This window comes from Levilactobacillus koreensis JCM 16448 (assembly GCF_001435525.1).
GTDB lineage: Bacteria > Bacillota > Bacilli > Lactobacillales > Lactobacillaceae > Levilactobacillus > Levilactobacillus koreensis.
On the sequence record NZ_AZDP01000076.1, the window covers coordinates 1 to 25,086 of the forward strand.

Below are 25,086 nucleotides of genomic sequence, written 5' to 3' on the forward strand. Positions count from 1 at the left end.
TTGGTTTGTCGAAACAATGTTCAGTTTTCAAAGGTCTACCAAGTTATTTACTCTCGTAAACAACTTAATCATCATACCATTTAAAGAATATGATGTCAACAAGAAGTTTGATTTAACAACGTTTCTCGTTGATGTGCTGTTTAAATGCAACAGCTCAATTAATATAACATTTTATCATCACAACTGTCAACAACCAATTTCAATCTTTCGAATTGGTCTAGCTGGTGAATCGCCGTGACAACATAAATAACTATACCAAGCACTAGCCCTACCGTCAACTAAAAATATGAAAATAAACGAATCTTTTTTCAAAGGCATATCTTATAGTTGAAAACATTAAAATAGTTACCTGACGGCCGTGTGTTTCCTGATTTTTTAATTATAACCGTTCGTCTTTATTTTAACCAGCAAAAAGCCCGAACAATCCTAACGATCGTTCGGGCTTCCCTATTTTAAAAATTAACCTTCAACACGGGCTAAGAAGTAACGCTTCTTCCCCCGGCGAATAATGACAAACTTACCCTCAAAGGCGCTGGCCGGATCAATTTCAGCATCCGTATCCGTGACCTTCTCACCGTTGACCCGAATGGCACCGTTCGTTAAGTCCTCACGCGCTTGACGCCGTGAAGATTCAATCTTGGTGTCATCCACTAGCCATTCAACGATGTTCTTCTTGGCAGCACTGACCGTCACAGCTGGCATCTTCTTGAAACCTTGTTCGATTTCACTAGCCGTTAACTCAGCAACATCCCCGGAGAACAGGGCCTTCGTAATGTGTTGAGCTTCCACAACCGCTTCGTGGCCGTGAACAAATTCCGTCACTTCTTCTGCCAACCGTGTCTGGGCTTCCCGCTTTTCTGGGTGAGCCGCTACGGCATCGGCCAATTTCTGGATTTCATCCTGGCTTAAGAACGTAAAGTATTTCAAGAACTTCACGACATCGCGATCGTCCGTGTTGATCCAGAATTGGTAGAACTCGTATGGGGACGTCTTCTCAGGGTCCAACCAGATGTTGCCACCTTCAGACTTCCCAAACTTCGTGCCGTCAGCCTTCAATAGAAGTGGAATCGTCAACCCATAGGCGCGAGCATCGGCCCCCTCTTGCTTGTGGATCAAATCAATTCCGGCCGTGATATTGCCCCATTGGTCGGCCCCACCGATTTGCAATTGAACGTCTTCTGCCTTGTACAAGTGGAGGAAATCAATCGATTGGAGAATTTGGTACGTGAATTCCGTAAACGAGATGCCAACCTCCAACCGTGAAGCGACAACTTCCTTGTTCAACATGTTATTGATGTTAAACAGCTTCCCATAATCCCGCAGGAAGTCCAACAGGGATAGTTTAGATAACCAGTCATAGTTGTTGACGATTCGGAATGACCCGTCCTGGCCAAAAAGGTTTTCCATTTGTGCCGTTAAACAATCTTGGTTATGACGAACTTGGTCCATGGATTGCAAGACCCGTTCTGCCTTCTTACCAGATGGATCACCAATCGACCCCGTTGCCCCACCAATAACAATAACTGGCTTGTGTCCGGCCAACTGGAACCGCTTGAGAATCATAAATGGAATCAAATGACCAATGTGCATGGAGTCTCCGGTTGGGTCGATCCCCGCGTACAGGCCGACCGCCTTTTCGTTAACTAACTTCCCCAGACCCTCTTCATTAGTTTGCTGATTGACGGCACCGCGCCATTTTAACTCATCAATAATTGACATTTCTTTTCCTCCTATACTCATTACCAAACAAATAAAAAAGTCCCCAATGGCTATTGCCATCAGGGACGAATTAAACTCCGCGTTACCACCCAAGTTGTTGTCACTTAGACAACCTCTCGTCATCATTAACGGAATGACCCGCCGGAAAACCGGCCGCTCCTCAGCGTAATTCGTGGTTACGGGCGTCCTGACTCTCAGCGCCGTCAGGTCTCTTGACCGGAGCCGTTTCCACTACTGAACTGATTCATCGCTTATGAAACGATAATACGCAGATAGCGGTCAAATGTCAATACGTGTTCCGTCACCTGATGGGTACTGGCGTGAAAAAACAATTTCACTAGATGGCGTGATCTTTCGACTCTTGAGTTAATTTGCATCATCAATCCAGCCACGGCGCACCCACCTAATAAGTGAAAACTCTGACACCTGACCTCTACTAACTTAGTTTCTTCAAGTAGAGCCTAAAACAATCCCGTCACACTCCCCCAAATAATCTGAATGTTTAGAATTGTCAGAATAATCGTACATGCCCAGGCAAGGACTGTGATCCAGCGTTTGTTGACCCAACGCTCACCCATGATTTTCTTAGATGAAGTGAAGATGGTCAGCGGAATCATGGAAAATGGCAACGCAATCGACAGGAAGACCTGCGAGTTAACCAGCAAATTGTCCAGTGCCGCTTCGCTCCCACCATACAGGACGGTGCAGACAATGACGGGGACCACTGAAATCAGTCGTGTCACTAACCGGCGAACCCACAACGGCATCTTTAAGTTCACAAAACCTTCCATAATGACCTGACCCGTCAGTGTTCCTGTAATCGTCGAGTTCTGACCGGAAGCTAGCAAGGCGACCGCAAACAACGTCGATAAGACTGGTGAGGCCACCGCACCCGCTAAATGGTTATCTTGCAGTGCCGCATATAAGTTACCAAACGTTCCCAATTGACTTGCATCCTTGCCGAAGAACATCGCTGCCCCCAACAGGAGTAAGAGACAGTTGATGATAAACGCACCAAATAACTGAATATTAGAATCCCACGTCGTAAATTTCACGGCCCGGGCCATTTCCTTCGGATCGCTACGATCAAATTTCCGCGTCTGCGAAATGGACGAATGGAGGTACAGGTTGTGCGGCATCACGGTCGCCCCAACGATTCCTAACGCCATCGTCAGTTGACCTGGATGCATGATCTCCGTCCGGGGAATGAAGTTAGCGACCGCAGCTCCCATGTTAGGTTGCGCGATGATCACTTCATAGGCGAAGACCACCAAGATCACCGTAATCAGACACAACACAATGGCTTCGATTTTCCGGAAACCGAGCTTCGTTAATAATAATAGTAATAACACGTCAAAAACAGTCAGTGAAACACCCAAGATCAGTGGCACCCCGAACAGCAGTTGTAGGGCAATCGCGCCCCCGATAACTTCCGCAATATCGGTCGCCATAATTGCTAACTCGGTCACGATCCACAGGACCGCCCCGATACGTTTTGTCGTGTGGGCCCGGGTTGCTTGGGCCAAATCCATCTGCGTCACAATGCCCAGTTTAGCCGCCATATATTGGAGCAACATCGCGATTAAACTCGAAATCAAGATAACAGACATCAGCAGGTAGCCGTACTTGGCCCCCCCACCGATCGATGTTACCCAGTTACCCGGATCCATGTACCCCACGGCGACCAGCGCACCCGGCCCCGAAAAGGCAATCAAGTTTTTGAGGAACCCCTTTTCCTTCGGCACAGCTACGGTACCATTAACTTCTTCTAATGACGGGCCGTTGGCGTAACCAGTCAATTTACTGGTCTTCGTTGAAACGTTGTCGGTCATAATTTCCACTCCTTTTCTCTCTATGCTTCTCACCATTATACGGATAGGAATGGGCGTGTAAAGCTTTATTTTTGACAGACCTAACTTAAATTTTATATTACCCAGCAACTCGTTAGTGACCGCAACATTTATTTTCGGTGGCACTTCACAACTCGAGTTCCGTTTGCAAACACCCCGTTCCATTTACAAAAAAATCGACCGACGCAAATAAAAAACGGTAAGCTACGAAATTTGACCGTGCTTACCGTTTTCTTTATTCCGCCGCCGACCCTAATTCTGCCAACGTCGTATGTAAAACATCTGGCAATTGCTGCTGTATCAACAACAATTTTGCCTGTCCCAGTGACGTTAACGCCAAATAGCGTCGACGCCGGTCGTTGGGTGCAACGTGTTGCTTTAAGTACCCCCGCTTGCACAGATCCACGACCAAATTCGATGTCCGAGTCGCCGAGAACCCCAAACGATTGGCAACCTGAGCAACCGACAGCCGCTCCACCGCAACATCGTTCATTAATTGACACTGTGGTAGATTTAGCGCGAGGCCCGCAACCGGCTGATTGTAGCACCGCGTCACCATCGTATAAATCTGGGTTAACTTCTGTAATTGCCTTTGCTCGACCATCCATCCTCACTCCAATCAACAAACGTTCCCTAAGTGACTAAGCCAACAGTGGCTACAAAAATTGACCCACTAGCTAGTCGCCAAAATGTAGGCGACTACCCATGTGTTAATAACTAAAGGTTGAAAGTTCAAAAGTACAACAATACCTGTTTTAGCAATAACGTTGGGACTAAAACTAGGCAAGTTGGTGCTCCCTTCGCCTTACCGGCCGGCAGATATAGGCTGGAACAGTGCGAACGACGCGCCTGAGCCCATATCTGCCGACCTCTCGGCTTTCACAGTGTGCGTAGACGACGGAGATAATGACTGTAGCAGTCACTATCGATTGGACCGAAAGCGCTAAAACTCCAGGTTTTCCAACTGTTGTCGTGGTAAAGCACAGTCAGAGCCGGAGGAGGACAGGGATGCAGCCAGCCGTGGAGGTAGTGTTAGCTGGTGATTCGTCAGCCAGCTTACAACACGGGCAACTTTTGTCTTCTCGGCTTCAAAGCGAGCTGTTTTTCCAGCCTGAATCATCCCCACAGCGGGCAGAATCCCTGTCAGCCGTAGTGCGGCAACTTTACACTAACTTAATAGTACAAATTCTTACCGCTACTGGGACGAGACAGGTATTCCATCTTTCAATCTTCAGTCAATAATGTATCCGCTTACATTATACCACGAGCCCTCAACACTGAGGGGTGACACCTTAGGCCAAACGGTAGGCCACGAAGGCCGCGTAGTCCTTTTGAACCTGTTCCGCATACGCCCAAGCAAAGCTCGCAATAGCCACATCAAACTCCTTATTGCTTCCAATATAACCACGAATCATTGCGGCCGTTGGACTTTGACAGTGGGCAATCGCCAAGGTCCACGCACAGGTCTGCGCGTACGTTTTAAACTGGTCCCAGTCAAGTTGTGTCAGGTCAATTGACTCCTTCATGTCCCGGAACTGCCGCACGTAAAAACTCTGCTTGCGTCCCGCAAAGTATCCCAAGAATGGGTCGGATGAAGACTGCAGAATCTTTTGACAATCAACGATTCGTTGCCCTTCCGTCTGTTCCAAGGCCACCGTGACATCCGTTGCCAACTGGCTACCTTGCCGCCTAGTCGGGAGGGCTTCCTTCACCTGCAAGACCAGATGTGACCCATCGATACTGGTCAGTAAGATCAGATAACACCGCGAGCCAAAACTCCCAACGCCGACACTGTGGCGAACGACATCCGTGATATGGTACTGCGATAAGAGCAGATTGACGTCTGGCCGCACCGTCTGTCGGTAAGCCGCAAAGTAGGCGTCGACATTGCTGGTGAAGTCATCATCCACGTGGGTCGTTCGCGGCGCATTCTCGCGAAAGCATAAGTTGCCTCGCACATCGAGCGTCGTAAATTTCCGCACGACCTGTTCGGAGTCTCGTTTATTAGCGCGATTGACGATTGCCGTCAATAAGTTCGAGCTGTCCTCGTCCAACGCACTCGCGGTCACCAGTTTGCTAACCTCATTTAATGGGTAAAACCGTGAGAGGGTCGTCTGTTCAAACATCTGCTTGATGCTCTTACGGTAACTCTCGGCAACCTTGGGGAGCAGTTGTCTGAGTTTCTTTTCCTTAAACCCGTTCGCCTGGCCCGCCAACAACACACTGACCAGCAGGCGTTTGAGGTCCCACTCCCAGGGATTGATCCCCGCTTCATCGAAGTCGTTCAGGTCAAATAGGAGTCGTCGTTCAGCCGACGCGTAAAACCCGAAGTTCCCAATGTGTGCGTCACCACAGATAAAGGTACTGATGGTCGAGCTTGGTTGCTGATTCAGATCTGCTTCCATTAACTCAGCCGTTCCTCGGAAAAATGAAAAAGCCGAAGCTCCCATTCGCTGCGTGCGCTCCGGCAAAAGTTCTGGAATCAGTAACTTACGAATCTTGTCCATCATGTGATTACTATTGCGTTTAACCGGTTGATAGGTTCCCAAGACCTCATAGGGAACCTTCGCCCGTGCCTGCTTGCCTAACTGGCGAAGCTCCGCAATGGTCTTATTGACCTGAACCCGGCCCGTACTAAATGCTGCTGGCGTCATGGGCGCCACCTCCCGCTACGTTTTGCTTTTATTCTACCGCAAACGTCAATTAGCCTCCAGCTTGGCTTTTTTGTGATGATGCTGCCACAAAATAACTTCACCCGTCCCCTTACTCTTCCGTCTTCTGCAACTTATTATTAAAGTCCAGCGCAAACAGCGAGAGTTCGTGGTGCCGTAGCGTCTTGATCAGCCGATCGATGTTCTCGCCGTAGTCGATTTCCTTGATCCAGTGGAAGACTTCCAATTGATTTTCCTTGGCAAACTGTAAGGCCAGTGCATCCGTTCCATATAGGACTAAATAGTTCGACCGGTGTTGGGCATCGATGACCGTTTGATCTGTCAATAGGCTGAGGTGCACGATGCCACTGAGCAGACGGTTAAAGATATCCGTCGTGACCCCCATCATGTCGTAGGTCACGAGGATTTCAACTCTGGCTGCCGTCAACGTTAAACCGTTCGTATACTTGCTCAAATACTTCTGAACAAGGCGGAGGTCCGCCGCACCAATCTTTCCCGGGTACAGGCGACTCATGCTCTGGGCAATCGCTAACGCTGGGGCTGTCGAGGCGGCCGTGGGCTGGTAGAGCGACGTAATTTCTGGCCGGAGTAAGGGATCGACGCGGAACAACAACATGAATTGACACAACGCAAACAACCAGTTGGCGAACCAATTTTTCCCCGTCGCGTAATCCTGTAACTCGACCACACCGGGGGCTAGCGTATACTCACCCACGCGTTGCTTCAAGCCCACGTAGAGTCGTTGCATCCCCGCTGGCTGCAAGGCCCGCACGAAATACGGCGAACTCGTCAGCAAATAATCCAACGTCGCCAACTCGCTGAGTGCCTGTTGCGGCGTGTCACCCAGTGCCGCCATTTGCCCTGCCAGTGCCCGCAGATCCGTCAAGTGGGCCAACGGGAAGCGTAATGGCGCATACCGATAGCCTTGGTCCAGCCGTAAGAGCGCCAATCTGATCAGCAGGTCCTTTCGTTCTTGCAGACTGACCGAATCTTGATACAACTTATCATTTGCATACGTCTTAAGCATTGCTTGGTGCAGACCCCGTAAGCGTTGCGGCAACTCGGGCAACTCGTCTGGCGTGGTTAACGTCGTGCTAAAAAGCATAAAGTAAAGCAGTTGAATCAGCGTTTCGTTTCCCGTTACTCGCAGCGGATTCGCCACCAACTGCAGATTGTACTGTCCTAACTGAACCTTCATGGCGCGTAAACGCCGGTTGAATGTTGACAAACTGATCTCATGTTCCGCACAAAATTCGCTGGTCTGCTGGTAACTTTTCTTCAACGTCGCCACCATCACCTGATATGGGATACTGTTCACGTACAGCCAGTGACGATACTGATCAATGGTCACAGTCGTCACCAATCTGTCCTTAGTCAGACTAGTGGTCCCCAACTGCTGTAAATCCGTCCGTAACCCCAATAAAACGTGATAGGCGCGTGAATAACTGACGGTCGCTTCCGCTGCAAATTCGGCCAAATTAAACTGACCACCGTGATCGTTGATAAACGTCATCAGCCGCACCTTCAGAACGTCTTTGGGCGTTAACATAGCAAAATCAATTTTCACGATCCCTCACTCCCCCCTTTTAAATAGCGAGAACCCCTGAGCCTTGGCTTCTCGCCAATAACCCAGGGGTTCGCTGCTGTAACGGCACGCTTAGTCGATACTAGTTATGGTCACACCCTGCGCATCGAATTCTGCCAACGTTTCCTTTAAAATGATCCGGGGATCGTCATAGCGAATTCCCGGCAAAATTGTACTAACGAAGTTGCCCGTTAATTTGCCCGCAACCACTTCTGGTGAAATACGAACATCTTGGCCGTCTTCCGTTGAGAGGGTCACACTCTGCCCCTCAGTCAACCGATCGATCAACGGTAAAATTGGCATCTGTTGCATCATTTCGCTCACCCTCCTATGTTCCTTGTTACATATTTTGTTGTGTTGTTCCGTCGTAAGCTGACAGGGATTCCGCCCGGTGAGGCAGCTTACAACTACAATTAAATTGGTTTGAACCTAGCTCGTCGCTGATACTTGCACGTTATGTTCGCCGCATATTTAGCAGTTATCGTACAACGCAGTCTCCAAAGTGAAGTCTATAATCGACAATACTGTTACGCCCCAGTTCCACTACAAACTAAGCTAGACGCACTTCACTTTTCCCCTATATTCTACCACGGTGCCCGTAAATACTTGCACGAACCCACTCGGGGAATTGCAAGCTGTTATAAATATAATTATTAAAGCTTAGGAATTTACCACGTTTCCCCTAGCCGGTTTCTTCGTCATGTCAGACATGCTATGCTCAAGGCCACGCTAGTTTATGCTATTGACGTTTTATTTTTGGGGGAGAACGATAAGTTATGTGGTTTAACAATCTAATTACGGCCTTTGTGGTGGGGTATCCCATCTTCGTCTCCATTATCTGGGTCGTTGGCTGTTTATTCTCGGGATTATTGCGAAAACGGCAACCCCGGACACTATTAAATACCGAAACTGAGCCATTTATTTCAATCCTAGTCCCCGCACACAACGAAACGGAGACTCTTGATTCGGCTGTCCAATCTTTAGCCGGACTAAATTATGAGCACTATGAAGTGATTTTGATCGACGATTGTAGCACCGACGATACGCCGGTCATGATGGAGCGACTCCAAGCGCATTGGGCCGACAAACTGGCCATTACGGTAGTCGCCTTGCCCGTAAATCAGGGGAAGGCAAGTGCGCTCAATCAAGGCCTGCGCGTTGCCAAGGGCGATTACCTCATTGCCATCGACGCCGACAGTCTATTAGCCCCAGACGCCGTCACCCAACTAATGACCACGTTACTTGATCAACCGGACTATGGGGCAGTTACCGGCAAACCCGTTGTGCGGAACCGCTCGACACTACTAGGTCGGCTACAACTCTTGGAATATATCGGTGTGATCGACCTGATCAAAAAGGCGCAGGCCTATTTGACCGGCAGTATTACGACAGTCTCTGGCGTCATCGTTGCCTTTCGCCGTGAGGCCCTACTGGAGGTTGGTGGGTGGAATCCCGCCGTCATGACCGAAGACATCGATATTACTTGGCGCTTATACCGCCATCATTGGCGCGTCGCCTACGAACCACGGGCCGTCTGCTGGATTCTGGTTCCCGAACGTCTGCGGGGACTGATCACGCAACGCCAACGTTGGTCGCGCGGTGGCCTTGAAGTCTTGGTCACCAATTGGCACGGCTTTTACCAGAATCCTTGGGGGCAACGCTTCCTACTCCTAGAAACCGTTGTGAGCAATCTCTGGGCCGTTGTGACGGCGTTTAGCTTGCTAGCCTACTTCCTAAAGCTACTCTTCTTACACGGACTCTCACTCGACGGCAATTTACTCCTAATTCTATTAGTCCTGAGCGGTATTCAATTTACCGTGGGCTTTCTCGCCTCACAGTTGACCGCTAAGTTGGCCGGACCGGAACTGCTACTGGTGCCCATCTACGTGTTGTATTACTGGATGGTCAACTTGATCAGCTGCCTGTCCGCCATCGCGTCATACTTTATTAGTCCGCAACGCAAAGGCACTTGGCATAGTCCAGACCGGGGGATATAAATGAAAAATACACCATTCAATCCAGTTATCCGTCATCAGACCAGTCGCCGGAGTCACTGGCTTCGTTGCCTCATTTTAGTGACCCTTTGGCTCTTCGTTGGTCTCATTGTCGTAGCCAATATCAGTTTCTCACTAGGTCTCTATAGCGATGATCTGGTCAGCCTTTACCTGTTGCTTAACCTCCAGCCCCACGCCGCGCGCCACATTTTAATGTTGATTGGCTGGCTACTGATCGTCATCCCCATCTTTTGCGGGTGGCGGTGGCATCAGCTTCGAAAGGAGGCCGACAAATGACCCCACGTCGCTGCCGCCAATGGTTCCTAATTGGCCTGCTGCTCACCGTTGTCTTCAGTCTCGGCTGGACCTATCAGCAGCAGGCCAGTCAGCAACATCACACACAGGACAGTTACGCGCTCCCGGCACGCTACCGCCAATTGAAAAACGGGATTATGATTTTTTGTTACCACCGCGTCCTAGCCGATTCGTTACCCACCCGGGTTGCCCAGAAGCTATCTACCAACTCCCAGCTCCACGAGTTCAACGTCCCGGCTAGTGAATTTGCCGCCCAGATGAAGTACCTCCACGACCACCACATCAAGGTGATCACCAGTCAGGAAATGACGCGACTAGTCCGTTCCCAGCAACCGATTCGGGGCAAATACGTGGTCTTGACCTTCGATGATATCGACCGGAGTGTCAGCGACAACGCCATCCCCGTCATGAAAAAGTATGATCTGCCCTTTACCGCTTTTGTGATTACTGGGAACACCGGTGAATATCGGGAGGGCAGTCAAATGGCCACGTGGCAGGAGATCCGGCAAGCCCAGGATACGGCCGGTGATCGGATGACACTCGGGTTGCATACTCACGACCTGCACCATTTAAACGCCAAGTTCCAGCCCATCTTCACTCAGCCCCACTACACGGGCAAGTTTGAACGTGACTTCACCCGTTCGCTCACCGAGCTTCGCACCCACACTGGGGTCACGGCCAGCTCGTTTGCCTACCCGTACGGTGGTGGAACTCCCGCCATCAGCCACTTTCTGTCCCAACAGGATCTCAGCTGGGTCGCAACGTTGAATTCGGGGATCGTTACGGATGACACCAACCTCAACGACACCCCCCGCCTCATCGTCAATCATGAAAGCTGGCCTTCTATTCGGGACTGGCTGAAGTAGACTTGTGTGAGCTGGCCCGTACTACGGCTGTCAGAGACTACGCCGGCTCTGACTGTGTTTTCAGGCAACCATTCTCAAATGGTCAGCACCCCCAGCATGACAGCATAACTATCATCACGTGAAAATAAGTCGTTTCAGTTTCAATGCAATACACAACGCAAAAAGCAGATGCTGGGCAAAGGTCCCGGCACCTGCTTTCTTAGTTTGTTGTTATCTTGAATGAGGCTTTTTGAATTTTAATTTGATCGATAGCTGTCACGACCATGAGACAAAGCAAGTTTCACCAGACTAACGCCATCCCATGTCGCAAACCAATCTAGCCGATTCGAAGGCGGCTACCTTAAGCCTTTTCTGCTCTAGGTTGAACCAACCGCATGCCAATCCAGTAGATAATGGCGGCAATTGCCATGGCAATAAAGGTGGCTCCAATCGTCGTGGCAATCACTGGAATCTGTTTGAGTGCCCAGTAGGCTACCACACCCAGTACCCAGCTAGCAACGGCGACCCAGTTGATGCCGTGCGCATACCAGTAAGCGCCGCGAACCTTGGTGAATTCGCTCAGGCGGTACTGCTTGCCCTTTAGGAAGAAGTAATCCACCAAGAAGATGGCGATTTCTGGACCCAGGAACATGCCGATACCATCCAAGAACGCTTCGAAAACGTCTAGGAAACTTGCCAGATAAACTGGAATGAAGGTGACTAACGTTGCGGCAATCGTGACGATCCACAGGCTAACGCGCAATGATAACCGATGCGTCATGTTAGTCAGTGCCGAGCCGGCCGACATCAGGTTGACCGCGTTAGCCGTGGTACTAGTCAAAACGATGACCAGTAACGCAATCACACCCAGACCTAATTTAGCGGCAACGGTACTAGGGTCGGAATTGTTCGGGTCAAAGTGATTCAGCGACACCGCCGTGCCAATCGTGGCAAACAGACCGATGAAGGCAAACCAGAACAACCCGAAGTTCGCGCCCAGAAATGAGGAAGTCGTGGCTGCCGACTTTTTCGCCGTGAAGCGACTGAAGTCCGACGCTGCCGTGACCCATGCCAAGTTAAAGGCGGCTAACGTATCGGCCGCGACCCCGGAAGACATCCGCATGTTGTGCGGTGGCTGCCAAGTCACGATGTCATGGAAAGAGACCGTCTTAAAGACCACGATTGATTCCCACATCACAAAGATGACGACCAAGACGATCCCAATCCGTTCGATCATTTGGACCGACTTTTCCCCCACCGAGATACTCAATAAATGCAGAACACTCATAATCAAAATACCGATGATCAAGCCAAACGTCCCACCTGGTTTACCGTACAGTGGCCAGCCAAATAATTCCCCAAAAATATAGCTGATCGATGTGGCGGCGATAAATGTGTTGACGGCCGCCCAACCGATGAACTGGACTACGTTAATGACCGACGGAATGAAGCTCCCCCGCAAGCCAAATGAAGCCCGGGTCAACGCCATCGCTGGCAACCCCGTTTGGTAGCCCATGTAGCTGGCAACCGCTAATAACGCGTATGAGACTAGCCCGACAATTACCAGCGTGGTCGACGCGGTCAGAAACCCGCAGGCCGCAATCACCCCACCAATGTACCACGTGCCGTTGTTCGCGTTCGCACCGACCCAGGTGGCAAAGAGATCCCACTTGGACATTCGCCGGTGCTTGTGCGGAATCGACTCGACGCGGCCAAATTCCCGTGGCGCCGGCTGTGGCGTCTCAGACTTGCTAACCTTCACTTCTTGTGCCATCGATTCTCACCTTTCCCTTTAGTTAACCCACGACTTACAGAATTTCCCCAACAAACTCGCCAGTAGTTAGCGTGTTGAAATCGTACGTCTTGAAATCGTCAACGTGCTTGGTGTACCAGTGCATGCTCTCGGTAATCATCAAGTTGACGGCTTCATCCTTCTCCTGCAGGGCCAGGATTGGTTTGTTGCTCATCGTGGCAACGCCCAGTTCGTATGCTGTCCCGGAATCTAGGTTCTTCGCTTCGAAATCGATGACCGTGACGATAACGTCCGCAGCTGCGATTTGGTCCATGTCACGATGGAAGATCTCCGTCGCCCATGGCTTGGTGAACTGCTCGTTGGCAGCGTCTTGGTGCAACCGTGGTGAGTAGAAATCCTTCACCGTTGGGTTAGCTTCTAAGGCGGCCTCCAGGCGTTTCACCCGGTCGACCTGTTCGGGACTAAAGAACGGACTTGCAACGTAAATCTGTGCCATGTATAAACTCCTCCATGAGTATCGATTTCAACCATCCGGCCATGAAAAAAGCGGCCGATCCCGCAAGGAGTCAGGCCGCTAGCTCACATTTAAAGACAGCGAATTCTACCGGACCATTCCTAGCCTCACGGGACTAAGTTAAAAGGACTATTTGGTTGTTGTTAGGTATTATACGGGGTGCGTCAAAATCCGTCAATCACTCATCGACGCTTTGAAAGGTGAGTTAACCGTTTGACGCCCCGCCTGCCGTGCCCTAAAATTTTTCTGATAATAATTGGAGATAAGTTTGGTAATAAATTAACCGCTCCGTCAGCCAGGTGAAGATTTGTTATTGCTTGAGAAACGATGGTGATTTGGCAGTAATTAGTTCAGAGTTATCCGGTGCTATCACGCGTCCCAATGGTCATCCCCAAACTACTATCATCCCAATTTAAATCCGGATATCCTAATCAACTCTTGCCACGGACAAAGCCAATCTAAGCCGGCAAAATCTCCGATAATCACAAACTGAAAATTCAAAGCCAATTTTCCACCAACTACAGGCATACCCCAATGTCGCCGGAGCAGGCGGTTGGCGGGGACGCAACCCCGCCCGAGCGTCTTTCTCGGCCTTAGGACACGGACGCCAAAGCTGAGTCTGAAGACCGCCCCGCAGGATTCAGGCGGGTCCCACCGGGTGAAGTCCCTGCCAACCGCCAGCGACAAGAAACACATATTCGTTTACCCCTGTCGGTTGTCAATATGCCGGGTGATTGCTACACTTAGATTATCAAGGAGAGGAGTTTGCACACTATGCAACCAACCACGCATCATCTGCCACCCCGCATCAAGCGCATCTGGGGGTACAGCGCCCTGGGGAGTCTGCTGGCATTGATCGTCATCACCGGGCTACTTCAACTTACCTACCTTTACTGGAATTGGGCCGTCTGGATTCCCATTGCCAGTCTCGTTTTAACCATCGTGGAACCCATCGTTGAGGTCGCCTTGATCCCCTACCGCTACCAATTTACGCGCTATCAGATTTCCGACTTGGCGGTTGAAATGCAAGCCGGCTTTATTTTTCAAAAGCGGGTCGCCATTCCGATTGCCCGGGTCCAAAACGTCACGCTCAACGCCGGTCCCCTGTTGCAGTGGCAAAAATTGACGAAGGTCACCGTGGCGACCGCCGCTACCAGCCATAGCATTGAAGGCCTTGAGCTGCCCGAGGCCGAGCAATTCCGTGAACAGATCATGCGGTTAGCTCGGGAGGCGCGCCATGACAACGCCTAAACGAACCCATCCTCTGGGCCTCCTTCAGCACATCGCGAAAAGTTTCAAGGACTACTGGTTTTTATTTATTTTGTTATTATCCCAATGGCGTCACATTAACTCCATCTGGTTCTGGGGCACATTAGCCTTAATGCTACTAGTCTTCCTGATCTGGCCTACGCTAAAGTGGCTCACACTGTCCTACGCCGTGACCCCCGACGCCGTGATCATTCACTCCGGCATCTTCGTCCGGCACCACGAACACATCCCCTACTCGCGCATCCAAACGGTGCAGCGTAAACAGTGGTTTTACCTTCGCCCATTCAAACTAGAAGAAGTGCTGATTGAGACCGCTAGTCACGACGACAACGCTCCGGAAGCCCGGTTAGCCGCGGTTCCCACCGACGTGGCTGATGCCATTGATCATTACCGGCACACCGCACCTACCACAACGCCAACCGCAGCGGACGAGGTAGCCACACCGGACGCGGCCGCGATTCCTGTCCCAACCGACACCCCCGTCCTGGCCCACTATCGAATCAACTCGACGGACTTAATCAAGTTTGGTCTGACATCACTCATTTTTATTCCATTTCTACTAGTTCTCCTGGGGCTATACAATAAGCTCCCTAAATCATTTACCAATTCACTGATCGATGATGCCAGTCACATGGCGTTGGTCATGCTCATTGGCGGTATCGTCTTGGTGATCATCGTCGCTTGGCTGGGGGCCTTTCTCTGGACCTTAACGCGCTACTATCACTTCGAACTCGACCGCGAACCCGACCAACTCAAGGCCGCCAAGGGGCTCTTTCAACGCAACACCATCACGGCTCCCATCGCACGGATTCAGGCCATTCGGATCAAACAAAATATTTTGCGGCAATGGCTGCACCTGCAAACGGTTCAAGTTCTGATCGCCTCCAAAGCCGCCAGCGACGACGATGACAACGATTTGGTCATCATGCCGGTAATCGCCAATCAGGCCGTTTATCAGACCATGACGCCGTTCGTTGACTGGCTACCGCAGACTGTGCCGGACCTGACCGCCCTGCGCGTTCCCCGCAACTGGTATCTCATCCGCAACGCCGTTTTATTCGTGGCTCTGCCAGCCGTCATTATTGCCTGGCTCTGGCCCCATCTGAGTTGTATTAGTCTCCTGCTGGTCATTATCGCCGTTCTTCAGGGCCGTTTTGCCGGTCGTAATACGGCGGGAGCACTGATTTCGTCCAACCTGTTAGCCTTACAGACTGGCCACTTTTGGACGCGGGAGGTCTACTACGTTCCCGCCGATAAAATTCAATCCATGAATTTCCAGCAATCCATTTGGATGAAGAAGACGCAGCTCGCACACTTAACCGTTAACGTGCGCCATGGCAATCACAACCAAGCCATTGAACTACGCTACGTTCCCGTCACTGCCGCCCAAGATCTCTACAGTTGGTATCTGCACCGCACTTAGAAGGGAGCTCGCATCATGACCGAACCGCGAATTTTTAAAATGTCGTTTGCTAAGATCTATCCACTCTATCAGCAAAAATTGGCAAAAAAGAATCGCACTACTGCCGAACTCGACCAAGTCATCACCTGGTTAACGGGTTACGATGCGCCTGCCCTACAACGCCAACTCGAACAACAAGTCACCATTAAAACATTCTTCGCGGCCGCACCACGGCTCAACCCCAATGCCCACCTCATCACCGGTGTCATCTGCGGCGTCCGCGTCGAAGACATCGCCGATCCACTCATGCAACAGATTCGCTACCTCGACAAGCTCGTCGACGAACTGGCTAAGGGAAAGTCGATGGATCAAGTCTTACGGTAGGTGAAACTGGCCACGCTACGGCTCTGTCCTTCGCCTTACCGGCTGGCAGATATGGGCTGGAAACAGTGCAAACACAATTTGAAGCCTCGAAAAACACGAGTCTCCAAAATTGGTTTTCTACTAAGCCAGAATCCCTGGCAGCCGTAGTGCGACCCAGAGACATCAATCCCGCAAAAAAACACTCACCACAGAAAAAATCCGTGGTGGGTGTTTTTTATTTCAAGTCAGCATTCCCCAACGCTGACTTGCTCCCCTTGGCAACGACTGCACTTCCCCAAGCCGTTTGGCCGCCAAAATAAATCAATTCTGAAACCTACTCTCTAGCCTCTACGCGAACGCCATTGATGAAACATTTCGCCAAGCCGTGGCCGCCATAACCAGCAATAACCGAAGATGGCGGACGCTAGGAACCAAAATACCAATGACCAGCCGTCCGTACCCCACACACTGAGTGAAGTCACGTAAACGACGAAAACGATGTATACTGGCACCTTTAATTTCGGGAAGAGTAAGTACTCCCCGTTATGTTCCAGTGACAGATGGTTATACAGAGCGGCACCCCACACGAACAGGATGATCGCAGCCACGAGAAAACTTACCCCCATGAGCCACGCCTGCTGTTCCGCGTTCAGGGCCACGCCACTCTCTCTTAAGATATTAACACTAATTGTGGAAGAACCAACTAAAGAAAGAGTAAAGCCGACAATTGTGACCATCAACGCCCCAGTCTGACCGACGATCAAAGCCGCAAACCAGGTCAGTGAAAACATCCCAATTGAGGATAATAGGCCCACAATCCATGAAGTCAAGACGCCCGGCCATGCTAAATGAAAGCCAACTCCAGCCGGCTTCATCACCCACAGCATTCCGTACTCTAAGGCAATCGTCAACACGGCAATCACGAACAACGCCGCCATTGCAATCTTAATTTTTGACCAGTAGACCCGTCGACGAGAAAAGCCACTGGTGAACAGAAATTGGTTAAAGTTATCCTTCAAATCTTGATTCATGATTAGGAGACCAGCTAGCCAGTAAACAGCAACGATCCAACCGGGAAAGCCCGAGAAATAAGCGCCCATGTACACGTTCCAATTTTGAATGTTGCCGTCTACCAGTTGGGTTGCACTGTGTGGCAGACCATGCAACGAAAGAATTGTACTCATGAAGCATCCCAATAGCGCTAACCCACCAGCGACCAAGAATAGTCGCCGATGCCGCCGCCAAATGAGTCGATCTAATTGATTGTGCATCTTAATTCCCCCTACTTCATCAGTTGGTAACCCGTGTCGTGTGCCAAATTGGCGCGGAACAGGTCTTCCAACGTTAACGGTAATTCTTCAAACAAGACTGGCTGCAAGGCCTTCAACTGTTGGTCAATTGCTGGTGTATAATCCGTGATCACGACGACCAAGACCCGTCCAGACACCCGAATCAACTTACTGTGATCCTTTAGCACAGCCGGAATCTGCTTATCCTTGAAGACTAACTGGAGCTTCTTGGCCTTAGCCCGGACATCCTCCAGATTGTAATCATGTACCAAATGGCTATCCTTCAATAGGAGCACTCGGTCACTGAGCCCGTCGAGTTCGTTTAAATCATGCGATGAAATCAAGAACCCCTTTTTCTGGTCGGCAATTTCATCAATGATCATGGTCGCAATATTTTCCCGTACGATAACATCTAAACCATCGAATGGTTCGTCCAGAATAATGTACGTGGCATTAGACGTTAAGGCCAAAATCATATTGGTCAACGCCCGCATCCCCTTGGACAGTCGCCGATACTGGCTATTCCTATCTAATTTGAACTGAGTCAACAGCGCCAGATAACGTTGCTGATCAAATTGTGGGTAAACGTCACCGTAAAAATCGGGTAACTCCCACAACCGGTAGTTATCTAAGAAATTATACTGGACGTCCAAGAAGAAAACCTGCCGTTGCTCTTCCGGCGTGGTCACGATATCGTGATCATCCACGGTCACCTTGCCGGCATCCGCAACGTACTGGTTGATCATGGTCCGAAACAGGGTCGTTTTCCCAACACCATTTCGGCCAACTAGCCCAATAATTTCACCTGGCGTCCACTGAAAACTGATGTCTTCAACAATTGGCCGGCCATTGATCTGTTTGCTTAACTGCGTTACTTGTAATGTCACTACTCTGCCCCCTCATATGCCGCTCTGATCCACCCGACGACCTCTTCTACCGGTACGCCGAGGTAGCGAATCTCCGTCAATAATGTTAAAAGTTGTTTTTTGCTGGCAACGACCTGGGCGCTATCACCATATTCGGCCGTTTCGCGGACATACGTGCCCTTACCGTGAACCGTGGTGATCACGTGTTGCGTCTCCAGTTGCTTGTAGGCCTTACTGACCGTGTTCGGGTTCAACTGTACCTGTCGCGCCATGTCTCTGACGGACGGTAATCGGTCCCCCGGCTGCAAGATACCCTGCACGATTTGTTGTTTAACCTGCAGGACCAGCTGCTCGTAATACGGCAGACTAGAATCATTTGCTTGCATTGTTCCTCACCCCTTGGTGTTTGGCTACGTGTCCCGTGTGTACTATTATACCTAGTACACTTGATTTGGCAACCCCTAGATTTAAATTTCACCTGTGGCTACAATCGTTTTTCGTTAGGACACCGGTCCGCTACAAAGACACCATGCTTATGGGTTGACACGTAACAATGCCATCACCGTTGCCACCAAAATTATGACTTGAAAAAGTTAGACTATACAGTTATGCTATGTATAGTTGAACTGTATATAGTTTGACTGTGTATTTTGCAGATCAAGTTAGGAGAAGGCACATGGCGCGAAATAAGCATTTACCGCTAACCGAAACAACTTACTACATCCTGCTGGCACTCACGCAACCACTCCACGGCTACGGTGCCATTCAGGAGATCGAGCGACTCAGCGAAGGCACCGTCAAGATCGCCGCGGGCACCATGTACGGGGCTACGGAGAACTTGCTGAAACTGAAGTGGATCAAGGAGGTTCCTAGCAATGATAAGCGGCGACGCGTGTATTTGATCACTGATACTGGGAAATCAATTTTAAAATTAGAAACACAACGACTACGGAGCTTGGGGAAGCTTGCCGAAGAATTCGGCTATTAGGAGGAAAAAGGACATGAAAAGATTTCACGTGTTTTTGGATCTTAACGAAGAAGAGGACTGGATCAATGCGGTTCAGGAGACTGGCTACCGTTTGACCGCGGTGAATCCGTTCTTGCACCGCTATACCTTTGAGGCCCTGACAGCCAACGATCAGTTCAACCCGTATACGCGCTTGGACTTTCGCGACAAAGGCATGAGTCGACGCAACTATCAAAACTATCGCCAACTCTTCAGCGACAGCGGTTGGCAGCTCACCGCTGGCAGTCGGCATGGGGGCATTCAGTACTTTCAACAGAAGAGTGCCGCATCGGCCAATGACATCTTTTCAGATGAGCGCTCCAAGGTCAGATGTCGCCGGCGATTCAGTCGGTTCAGTGCCATCTACGGTGTAGTCTTTCTCATATACTTTTTCTACATCAAGGGAGTGGAAAATGTAAATATCGTCGATGTCAAAACTTGGTACTTCACACCAGGTCTGTGGCAAATGCAGGGAGAGTCGTTCTGGAAGGCCCTGCTCTTTGAGACACCGTTTGTCTTACTGCGCATGCTTCTCGTGTATATTTTCCTGATTGTCGGTATCTATTACCTGTGCCGGGCGATTCGGAATGGGTATCGGGAGTGATCTTAACCGAACTAAGGTTACCCGGTATTTCTAATGATGCTGATAAGCGCTTTGAATAGTTCTTAAAATAAGCGGAATAAGGGCAATCCATAAGTCTCCCAGGGGGTATCAAAATGTCATATGATAACAAGTTTCAAATGACCGAAAAGTCCGCCCGATTTTTTGCTAAAAAGAATTTAGTTAACTTAGTCTACGCGACTTCAAAACTAGAAAATGTTCAGGCAACCTTGGATCAAACGCAGACCATTGTTGATGGCCTAGGCGTGTCGGGAATACCAACTGACGAAATCATCACCATCGTTAATTTGAAACGTGCCTGGCAATTCGTCATTGCTAATGAAGTGCCCTACTCGCTAGCAATTAGCAACCATATCAACGCAATTGCCGCACAAGATGACTCGCTAGATCCAGGAAATATCCGGACAGGAAACGTCATGCTCGATGACACAAGTTACGTCCCAGCGATTCCGGATATTGATAAGGTTCCTGAACGCGTTTCAGGCGTTTTAGACCAAGGTAAGAGTCTAACGGAACGTCTATTGAATCTATTACTCGTCATGATGCGCGACCAATTCTATTGGGATGGCAACAAACGCACAGCCTTTTTGACCATCAATTACATCGCCATTCCAGCTGGTATCGGAATCATTACCGTTAACGAAGAACAGCTAGAAACTTTCAACAATTTACTCGCCCCCTTTTACGAAACGGGCAATGGTCAGAACCTAAAAATATGGTTGTATGACAACTGCATTCGCGGTATGAAATTAAGTTAGTTGTCAAAAAAGTGACACGTCGAAATTATTTCAACGTGCCACTTTTGTTTAGACTTATATTTGAAAGATGTGAGTCGAGAAATCCCCCGACCTTTGCAGTCTGATCTATTTAAAGCTCGCTGTCAGATTCGTCGCTACCCTCATCATCACTCGCGTCGGCATCGTCCATCACATGTGGCCGATTTTCCGTTTGCCGCCAGACCAGTTGATTGTAGAACTTGGCCCGCGCCAAATCGTAGTACGGCATGACGAACAGGAAGGCCAAGCCAAACGTGATGCCTCCCAGAATGAACCAGAGAATGAAGCTCAGGTCCATGATGAACAGGAAGGACTTGTAGCCGTTCATCATTTCTCGCGAACGGGTAATGGCCTCAAGGGCCGTGATATTTTCACCGCGGTCATAGGCGTCCCGGTAGATGTAGAAGGCCTGGGAATAGGAATATGCCTTGATAATTCCCGGGAAGAACAAGAGCAGTGACCACAGGAACGTGAAAATCCCGATAAAGATGCAGATGAACATCCATCCCAGGAAGTACTGGCCCTTGTCAAACAGGGCAAAGCTACGTTGAATCGGGTTGTCCATCTCCGCCGTCGCCCGGTCGAGGTCGATCATGGTCAGTTGGGTCCCCACATGGAGCATCGAGGCCACGATGAAGAAGATACCGGCAAACGAGAAGAAACTATTGAATGACCAACCAGAGCTGGCCTCGTTGATCCGGGTAATCAGGTTGATATCCCGAGTATACATGGTATCCCCGATCCACCAAAGTGCTAACCAGAGAATCGATAGCAGAACATAGAATTTGTAATGATCGAGAACCTGTCGCTTGGCCCCCATTTTTAAGTTAACGCGATCTTGTGAGTCCATATTTTCCTCCTCTAATTGCACTGGGTCAGTCCAGTCGCCGCTTTGTCCTTATAGTATACAATCTGACACGATTTGACTAGGGGTTCACCTTATTTTCCCAGTAAATGGCTAAATCCACGCCCCATTTACACGACCAAACCACCGACCCACTAGGTTGTTTTCACCCAATATAATTGCTAAAATGACAAAGTTGTCACCCTAACTAATTATCAGGCAAGGTATCTAGCGGCCGGTTAACGTACTGTTGGCCGTCGCTGGCCCCCTAGAAGGAGTTTTTACATACTATGAAGAAATTTTGGAAGATCAGCTTCAGCGTTCTTCTGGTCGTGATCATCGTGGGCGGTGCGACTGCCTATCACGAGCGACACAATCTGCGTCGTTTCCTGCTAGTCCATCAAACCTATCACCAGAAAAATGTGCTGGCAACGCCCCAGATCAAATTGAATCTGCGGCCCGCCCTGTCCACCAAGAATACCACGGCTACCAACACCCTGACGACGGATTACCAGCAACAACTCAAGGCGCTAAAGCCCGGATCAGCCAACGCCAAGGTCATCGTGAACCCCTACAAGACCTCCCCGCTGTCCGGCCTAATTTTAGTCAAGACGCAGGCCGCGACTCGGGTGTCGCTAACCGTTCATGGTGACACGCCGGCCACGACGATCACCAAAAAATTAGCCGGCTACCAAACGACCCATCGTGTTGGCGTGCTCGGTCTCTACGCCGACCGAACCAACCGCGTCACCCTGACCTTCACCAAGCACAACGGTCAGACCTCCTACGCGACCTACACCATGAAGACCGGCGCGGCGCCTAAGCAGATCGGCCACAACGTGCTCAAGACCAGCAAGCCTCAGCAAATGGCCCTGGGCACCGGTCATACCCGGCTCACCTTTGCCGTCAGTAGTCAGGGCATCACGTACGGCCTGGACGCCGCCGGTCAAGTTCGCTGGTACAGCACCGAAAAGATTTCGCACATCTTCAAACAGCTTGCCAATAACCACCTGCTGATTCTCACCAAGATCTCCCCTAGTGAACACAAATACAACGCACTCCGGGAGACCGATTTCTACGGCCGCGTTTACCGCCAGTACAACTTCAGCGGCCTCTTTCCAACTCGCCAGGATCACAGCAAGCTGGAAACCAACACGGTCATTCACCACGATGCCATCGAACTGCCCAACCACAATCTGCTGTTAACGGTGGACGATGGTTCCAGCAAGTACGTTGAGGACACCATGATCGAAATCAACTACAAGACGGCCAAAATCGTCAAGATCATCGACCTGAAACGCATTTTGCCCAAGTCGGCCTACACGCAGTACGACGGTACCCACCGCCCAGACGGCAAGATCGACTGGTTCCATCAAAACTCGATGTACTATGATCAGCAGCGTGACGAACTGATTGTATCTGGGCGGAATCAGGATATGATGTTTGCCATCAACTATAAGACCACCAAGCTCAAATGGATCTTGTCCTCACCGGAAAAACTGCCGCAGAGTTACCAGAAATACCTCTTAAAGCCGACGACCAAAAACTTCCGGTACAGCGGTGGTCAACACGCCGTCATGCTGCTACATCCGCACCAAACGACCGGTGATACGATCGACCTGCAGTACTACGACAACAACGTTCCGGTCACGCGGGGCAAGACCAAGCAGTCCAAGAAGTGGTCCGCCGGTGAAATCGTCAAAATCAACCAACTCAAGGGCACGGTCGAAAAGACCTGGAGCTTTGGTAAGACGCTCGGTCAACGCAACTTCACCAACATCGTCGGTAGCAGTTATGCCGTCGGTAAAGGCAACACCCTGATTGGCTTCGGTTACGCCGACAATGGCAAACGCAGCGAGTTCGTCGAGGTCAACCGCAAGACTGGCAAAATCGTCTTCGATGTCGACCGCACCAAGTTCGCTCACGGCGACTGGAGCTACCGGGCACAACGCATGTCCTTGTACCCCGGCTCCGCTAGCATTGGGTTGAACTCGATCAAGTGATTTAGACTGGTTGGAATTGGCCGCACTCCGGAAAACAGGGATTCCGCCTGCTGTGGGGACGCTTCAGCCTGGAAGAACACCAGTCTTCTCGCTCGCTTTGAAGCCACGAAAACCACGTGTCTCCAAAGTCGCCCATAGTGGTCGCTAACAGCGACCGCTATTTCCACGGCTGGCTACATCCCTGTCCTCCTCCGGCTCTGATTGATTTTTACCATAACTGACATTGACAGCCACTACTAGTCTTCACAGATAGTGACCTTTCAACTCGCTAAGACAGCTAAGACATCATTTCAACGTATCCGCAACAACCCGTTCCGACTACAAAAAGTAGGCATTCCAGATTTTCCTTGCACGAAGGATTATCTGGAATGCCTACTTCGTTTACCACACAAAGCTCTTCCGCTGAATCAGTTCGCAATCCAACCGAATCTCGCGCTTAGACTGCGTTGGGAACAAGATACCGTCACGTAGCGTGCTGATGATCGACCGGCCAATTTCGGTCGTGTCGATTCTGAACGTCGTCAATGGTGGCGAGACGTACTTGGCAATATCAATGTCGTTGACGCTGATGATGGCCGTATCCACGGGTACCGTCACCTTATTTTCGTTAAACGCCTTTAGTACCCCGACTGCCAATGGGTCCGAGGCGACGATGAAGCCCTTCGGCAATGGGTGTTGGTCCATCATGCCAACCAGTTTCAGGCCCATTTGGTAGCCGCAGTGCACCGAAAACTCTTCGCCAATCAAGACAAAACGTTCGTCAAATAGTCCCAACTCCCGCATATAGCTTTCAAAATAAGTCGTCCGCGGATCGTCCGGAAAGTCTGCGTGCCAGAATTTACCGCCAATTAGTCCGATCGATGTAATACCCGATCGGCGAAAGGAGTCAATCGCCACGTGGACCATCGACTCGTAGTTTGGCTGGACCGAATTGAACGTGTGCGGGTCCGGATTGACGTCCGCAAAGACCGTATTCGCCGTCAACTTCTTCATTAACTGAATGTCGTCACGCGTGAACGGCCCCAGTGCAATCAGTCCGTCGATCTTCTGCGGAACATCTTGCACGTGCCGATAGAACTGCACATCCATATCCGCCGCCTTCCCCGCCGCAATGATGTTCTTGCGGATACTGCTAAAGTAGGAATCCTCCAGCTCCTTTTGCGGGTCCACCGAGAGGAGCACCGCAACCTGGTACTGACTACTCTTCGCGCTGTCCTCGTGATGATAATTCAATTCATTTGCCACCCGCGTGATGCGTTGCTGCGCCTTCTCCGAAATGGAAAAGGTCGGGTCATCGTTGAGAAAACGGGATACCGTCGCTGAAGAATACCCCGACTTCTGAGCAATTTCTTTAATTGTCGCCAATTTTCTCACTCCCTTGTTCTGTGCTAAACCGTTA

Annotated in this window: 23 protein-coding genes and 1 other annotated feature; of the genes, 10 read left to right on the top strand and 13 right to left on the bottom strand. The window is 50.3% G+C overall.

The window, feature by feature from the left end; all coding sequences use genetic code 11:
• Nucleotides 1-459: 459 nt before the first annotated feature.
• The 6 genes from tyrS to FC99_RS06445 all read right to left on the bottom strand — a co-directional run bounded on the left by tyrS (nt 460) and on the right by FC99_RS06445 (nt 8,141).
• Nucleotides 460-1,719: a tyrosine--tRNA ligase gene (gene tyrS / locus FC99_RS06415; RefSeq protein WP_048732719.1), complete on the bottom strand. Its 1,260-nt coding sequence runs from the start codon at nt 1,717-1,719 to the stop codon at nt 460-462.
• A 58-nt stretch (nt 1,720-1,777) separates the two neighbouring features.
• Nucleotides 1,778-1,976, bottom strand: a binding site (T-box leader).
• Between the two features lie 204 nt (nt 1,977-2,180).
• Entirely contained in the window at nt 2,181-3,551 is a 1,371-nt protein-coding gene (locus tag FC99_RS06420) for an Nramp family divalent metal transporter (protein WP_048732720.1), read from the bottom strand.
• A 253-nt stretch (nt 3,552-3,804) separates the two neighbouring features.
• Nucleotides 3,805-4,173 carry a MarR family winged helix-turn-helix transcriptional regulator gene (locus tag FC99_RS06425; RefSeq protein ID WP_048732722.1) on the bottom strand — a complete coding sequence of 123 codons (369 nt, stop codon included), beginning with the start codon at nt 4,171-4,173 and terminating at the stop codon, nt 3,805-3,807.
• Between the two features lie 688 nt (nt 4,174-4,861).
• Nucleotides 4,862-6,223: a DUF2252 domain-containing protein gene (locus FC99_RS06435; RefSeq protein WP_048732725.1), complete on the bottom strand. Its 1,362-nt coding sequence runs from the start codon at nt 6,221-6,223 to the stop codon at nt 4,862-4,864.
• Between the two features lie 109 nt (nt 6,224-6,332).
• Nucleotides 6,333-7,808 (bottom strand): helix-turn-helix domain-containing protein, encoded by a 1,476-nt coding sequence (locus FC99_RS06440; RefSeq protein WP_048732727.1) that lies wholly within the window; start codon nt 7,806-7,808, stop codon nt 6,333-6,335.
• Between the two features lie 90 nt (nt 7,809-7,898).
• Nucleotides 7,899-8,141, bottom strand: a complete 243-nt coding sequence (locus tag FC99_RS06445) for a hypothetical protein (RefSeq protein WP_048732728.1) — start codon at nt 8,139-8,141, stop codon at nt 7,899-7,901.
• 461 nt (nt 8,142-8,602) lie between these two features.
• On the opposite strand from FC99_RS06445, the gene FC99_RS06450 reads away from it, so the two are divergent.
• Genes FC99_RS06450 through FC99_RS06460 form a run of 3 tightly spaced genes read left to right on the top strand, consistent with a single transcriptional unit; the run spans nt 8,603 to nt 11,001 of the window.
• Complete coding sequence (locus tag FC99_RS06450; RefSeq protein ID WP_048732729.1) at nt 8,603-9,823, top strand: glycosyltransferase family 2 protein; 1,221 nt, start codon at nt 8,603-8,605, stop codon at nt 9,821-9,823.
• Entirely contained in the window at nt 9,824-10,117 is a 294-nt protein-coding gene (locus FC99_RS06455) for a hypothetical protein (RefSeq protein ID WP_048732731.1), read from the top strand.
• Nucleotides 10,114-11,001 carry a polysaccharide deacetylase family protein gene (locus FC99_RS06460; RefSeq protein ID WP_048732733.1) on the top strand — a complete coding sequence of 296 codons (888 nt, stop codon included), beginning with the start codon at nt 10,114-10,116 and terminating at the stop codon, nt 10,999-11,001. Before FC99_RS06455 ends, FC99_RS06460 begins: the two co-directional genes overlap by 4 nt.
• Nucleotides 11,002-11,341: 340 nt before the next feature.
• Here FC99_RS06460 and FC99_RS06465 read toward each other — a convergent pair whose 3' ends face one another.
• Both FC99_RS06465 and FC99_RS06470 read right to left on the bottom strand, forming a co-directional pair.
• Nucleotides 11,342-12,754 (bottom strand): cytosine permease, encoded by a 1,413-nt coding sequence (locus FC99_RS06465; RefSeq protein WP_048732734.1) that lies wholly within the window; start codon nt 12,752-12,754, stop codon nt 11,342-11,344.
• Nucleotides 12,755-12,788: 34 nt separating this feature from the next.
• Nucleotides 12,789-13,229, bottom strand: coding sequence for a nucleoside 2-deoxyribosyltransferase (locus FC99_RS06470; RefSeq protein ID WP_048732735.1), 441 nt, complete (start codon nt 13,227-13,229; stop codon nt 12,789-12,791).
• A gap of 792 nt (nt 13,230-14,021) precedes the next feature.
• Between FC99_RS06470 and FC99_RS06480 the strand changes: the two genes are divergently transcribed.
• The 3 genes from FC99_RS06480 to FC99_RS06490 are packed head-to-tail and all read left to right on the top strand — an operon-like array spanning nt 14,022 to nt 16,302.
• Nucleotides 14,022-14,498, top strand: coding sequence for a PH domain-containing protein (locus FC99_RS06480; protein WP_048732738.1), 477 nt, complete (start codon nt 14,022-14,024; stop codon nt 14,496-14,498).
• Complete coding sequence (locus tag FC99_RS06485; protein WP_048732740.1) at nt 14,485-15,939, top strand: PH domain-containing protein; 1,455 nt, start codon at nt 14,485-14,487, stop codon at nt 15,937-15,939. The genes FC99_RS06480 and FC99_RS06485 overlap by 14 nt, the downstream gene beginning before the upstream one ends.
• Before the next feature lie 15 nt (nt 15,940-15,954).
• Nucleotides 15,955-16,302 carry a DUF2200 domain-containing protein gene (locus tag FC99_RS06490; protein ID WP_048732741.1) on the top strand — a complete coding sequence of 116 codons (348 nt, stop codon included), beginning with the start codon at nt 15,955-15,957 and terminating at the stop codon, nt 16,300-16,302.
• A 320-nt stretch (nt 16,303-16,622) separates the two neighbouring features.
• On the opposite strand, the gene FC99_RS06495 is transcribed toward FC99_RS06490, so the two are convergent.
• From FC99_RS06495 to FC99_RS06505, 3 genes are read right to left on the bottom strand one after another with little or no spacing between them, the layout of a single operon-like run.
• Nucleotides 16,623-17,552 carry an ABC transporter permease gene (locus tag FC99_RS06495; RefSeq protein ID WP_048732743.1) on the bottom strand — a complete coding sequence of 310 codons (930 nt, stop codon included), beginning with the start codon at nt 17,550-17,552 and terminating at the stop codon, nt 16,623-16,625.
• A gap of 11 nt (nt 17,553-17,563) precedes the next feature.
• Nucleotides 17,564-18,457, bottom strand: a complete 894-nt coding sequence (locus FC99_RS06500) for an ATP-binding cassette domain-containing protein (RefSeq protein WP_048732745.1) — start codon at nt 18,455-18,457, stop codon at nt 17,564-17,566.
• Nucleotides 18,457-18,822, bottom strand: coding sequence for a GntR family transcriptional regulator (locus FC99_RS06505; RefSeq protein WP_048732747.1), 366 nt, complete (start codon nt 18,820-18,822; stop codon nt 18,457-18,459). Before FC99_RS06505 ends, FC99_RS06500 begins: the two co-directional genes overlap by 1 nt.
• Before the next feature lie 290 nt (nt 18,823-19,112).
• Here FC99_RS06505 and FC99_RS06510 point away from each other — a divergent pair, with 290 nt between their 5' ends.
• The 3 genes from FC99_RS06510 (at nt 19,113) to FC99_RS06520 (ending at nt 20,822) form a co-directional block, all read left to right on the top strand.
• Nucleotides 19,113-19,424: a PadR family transcriptional regulator gene (locus FC99_RS06510; protein WP_048732749.1), complete on the top strand. Its 312-nt coding sequence runs from the start codon at nt 19,113-19,115 to the stop codon at nt 19,422-19,424.
• A 13-nt stretch (nt 19,425-19,437) separates the two neighbouring features.
• On the top strand, nt 19,438-20,046 hold the full coding sequence (locus tag FC99_RS06515) for a DUF2812 domain-containing protein (protein ID WP_048732751.1): 609 nt from the start codon (nt 19,438-19,440) through the stop codon (nt 20,044-20,046).
• A 113-nt stretch (nt 20,047-20,159) separates the two neighbouring features.
• On the top strand, nt 20,160-20,822 hold the full coding sequence (locus FC99_RS06520; RefSeq protein WP_048732753.1) for a Fic family protein: 663 nt from the start codon (nt 20,160-20,162) through the stop codon (nt 20,820-20,822).
• 109 nt (nt 20,823-20,931) lie between these two features.
• On the opposite strand, the gene FC99_RS06525 is transcribed toward FC99_RS06520, so the two are convergent.
• The gene (locus FC99_RS06525; protein ID WP_082153177.1) at nt 20,932-21,690 is read right to left on the bottom strand and encodes a DUF975 family protein; all 759 of its coding nucleotides are present in this window, start codon (nt 21,688-21,690) and stop codon (nt 20,932-20,934) included.
• A 284-nt stretch (nt 21,691-21,974) separates the two neighbouring features.
• On the opposite strand from FC99_RS06525, the gene FC99_RS06530 reads away from it, so the two are divergent.
• Nucleotides 21,975-23,687, top strand: a complete 1,713-nt coding sequence (locus FC99_RS06530) for an aryl-sulfate sulfotransferase (RefSeq protein ID WP_048732755.1) — start codon at nt 21,975-21,977, stop codon at nt 23,685-23,687.
• A 381-nt stretch (nt 23,688-24,068) separates the two neighbouring features.
• On the opposite strand, the gene FC99_RS06535 is transcribed toward FC99_RS06530, so the two are convergent.
• Nucleotides 24,069-25,052: a LacI family DNA-binding transcriptional regulator gene (locus FC99_RS06535; protein WP_048732757.1), complete on the bottom strand. Its 984-nt coding sequence runs from the start codon at nt 25,050-25,052 to the stop codon at nt 24,069-24,071.
• Between the last annotated feature and the right edge of the window lie 34 nt (nt 25,053-25,086).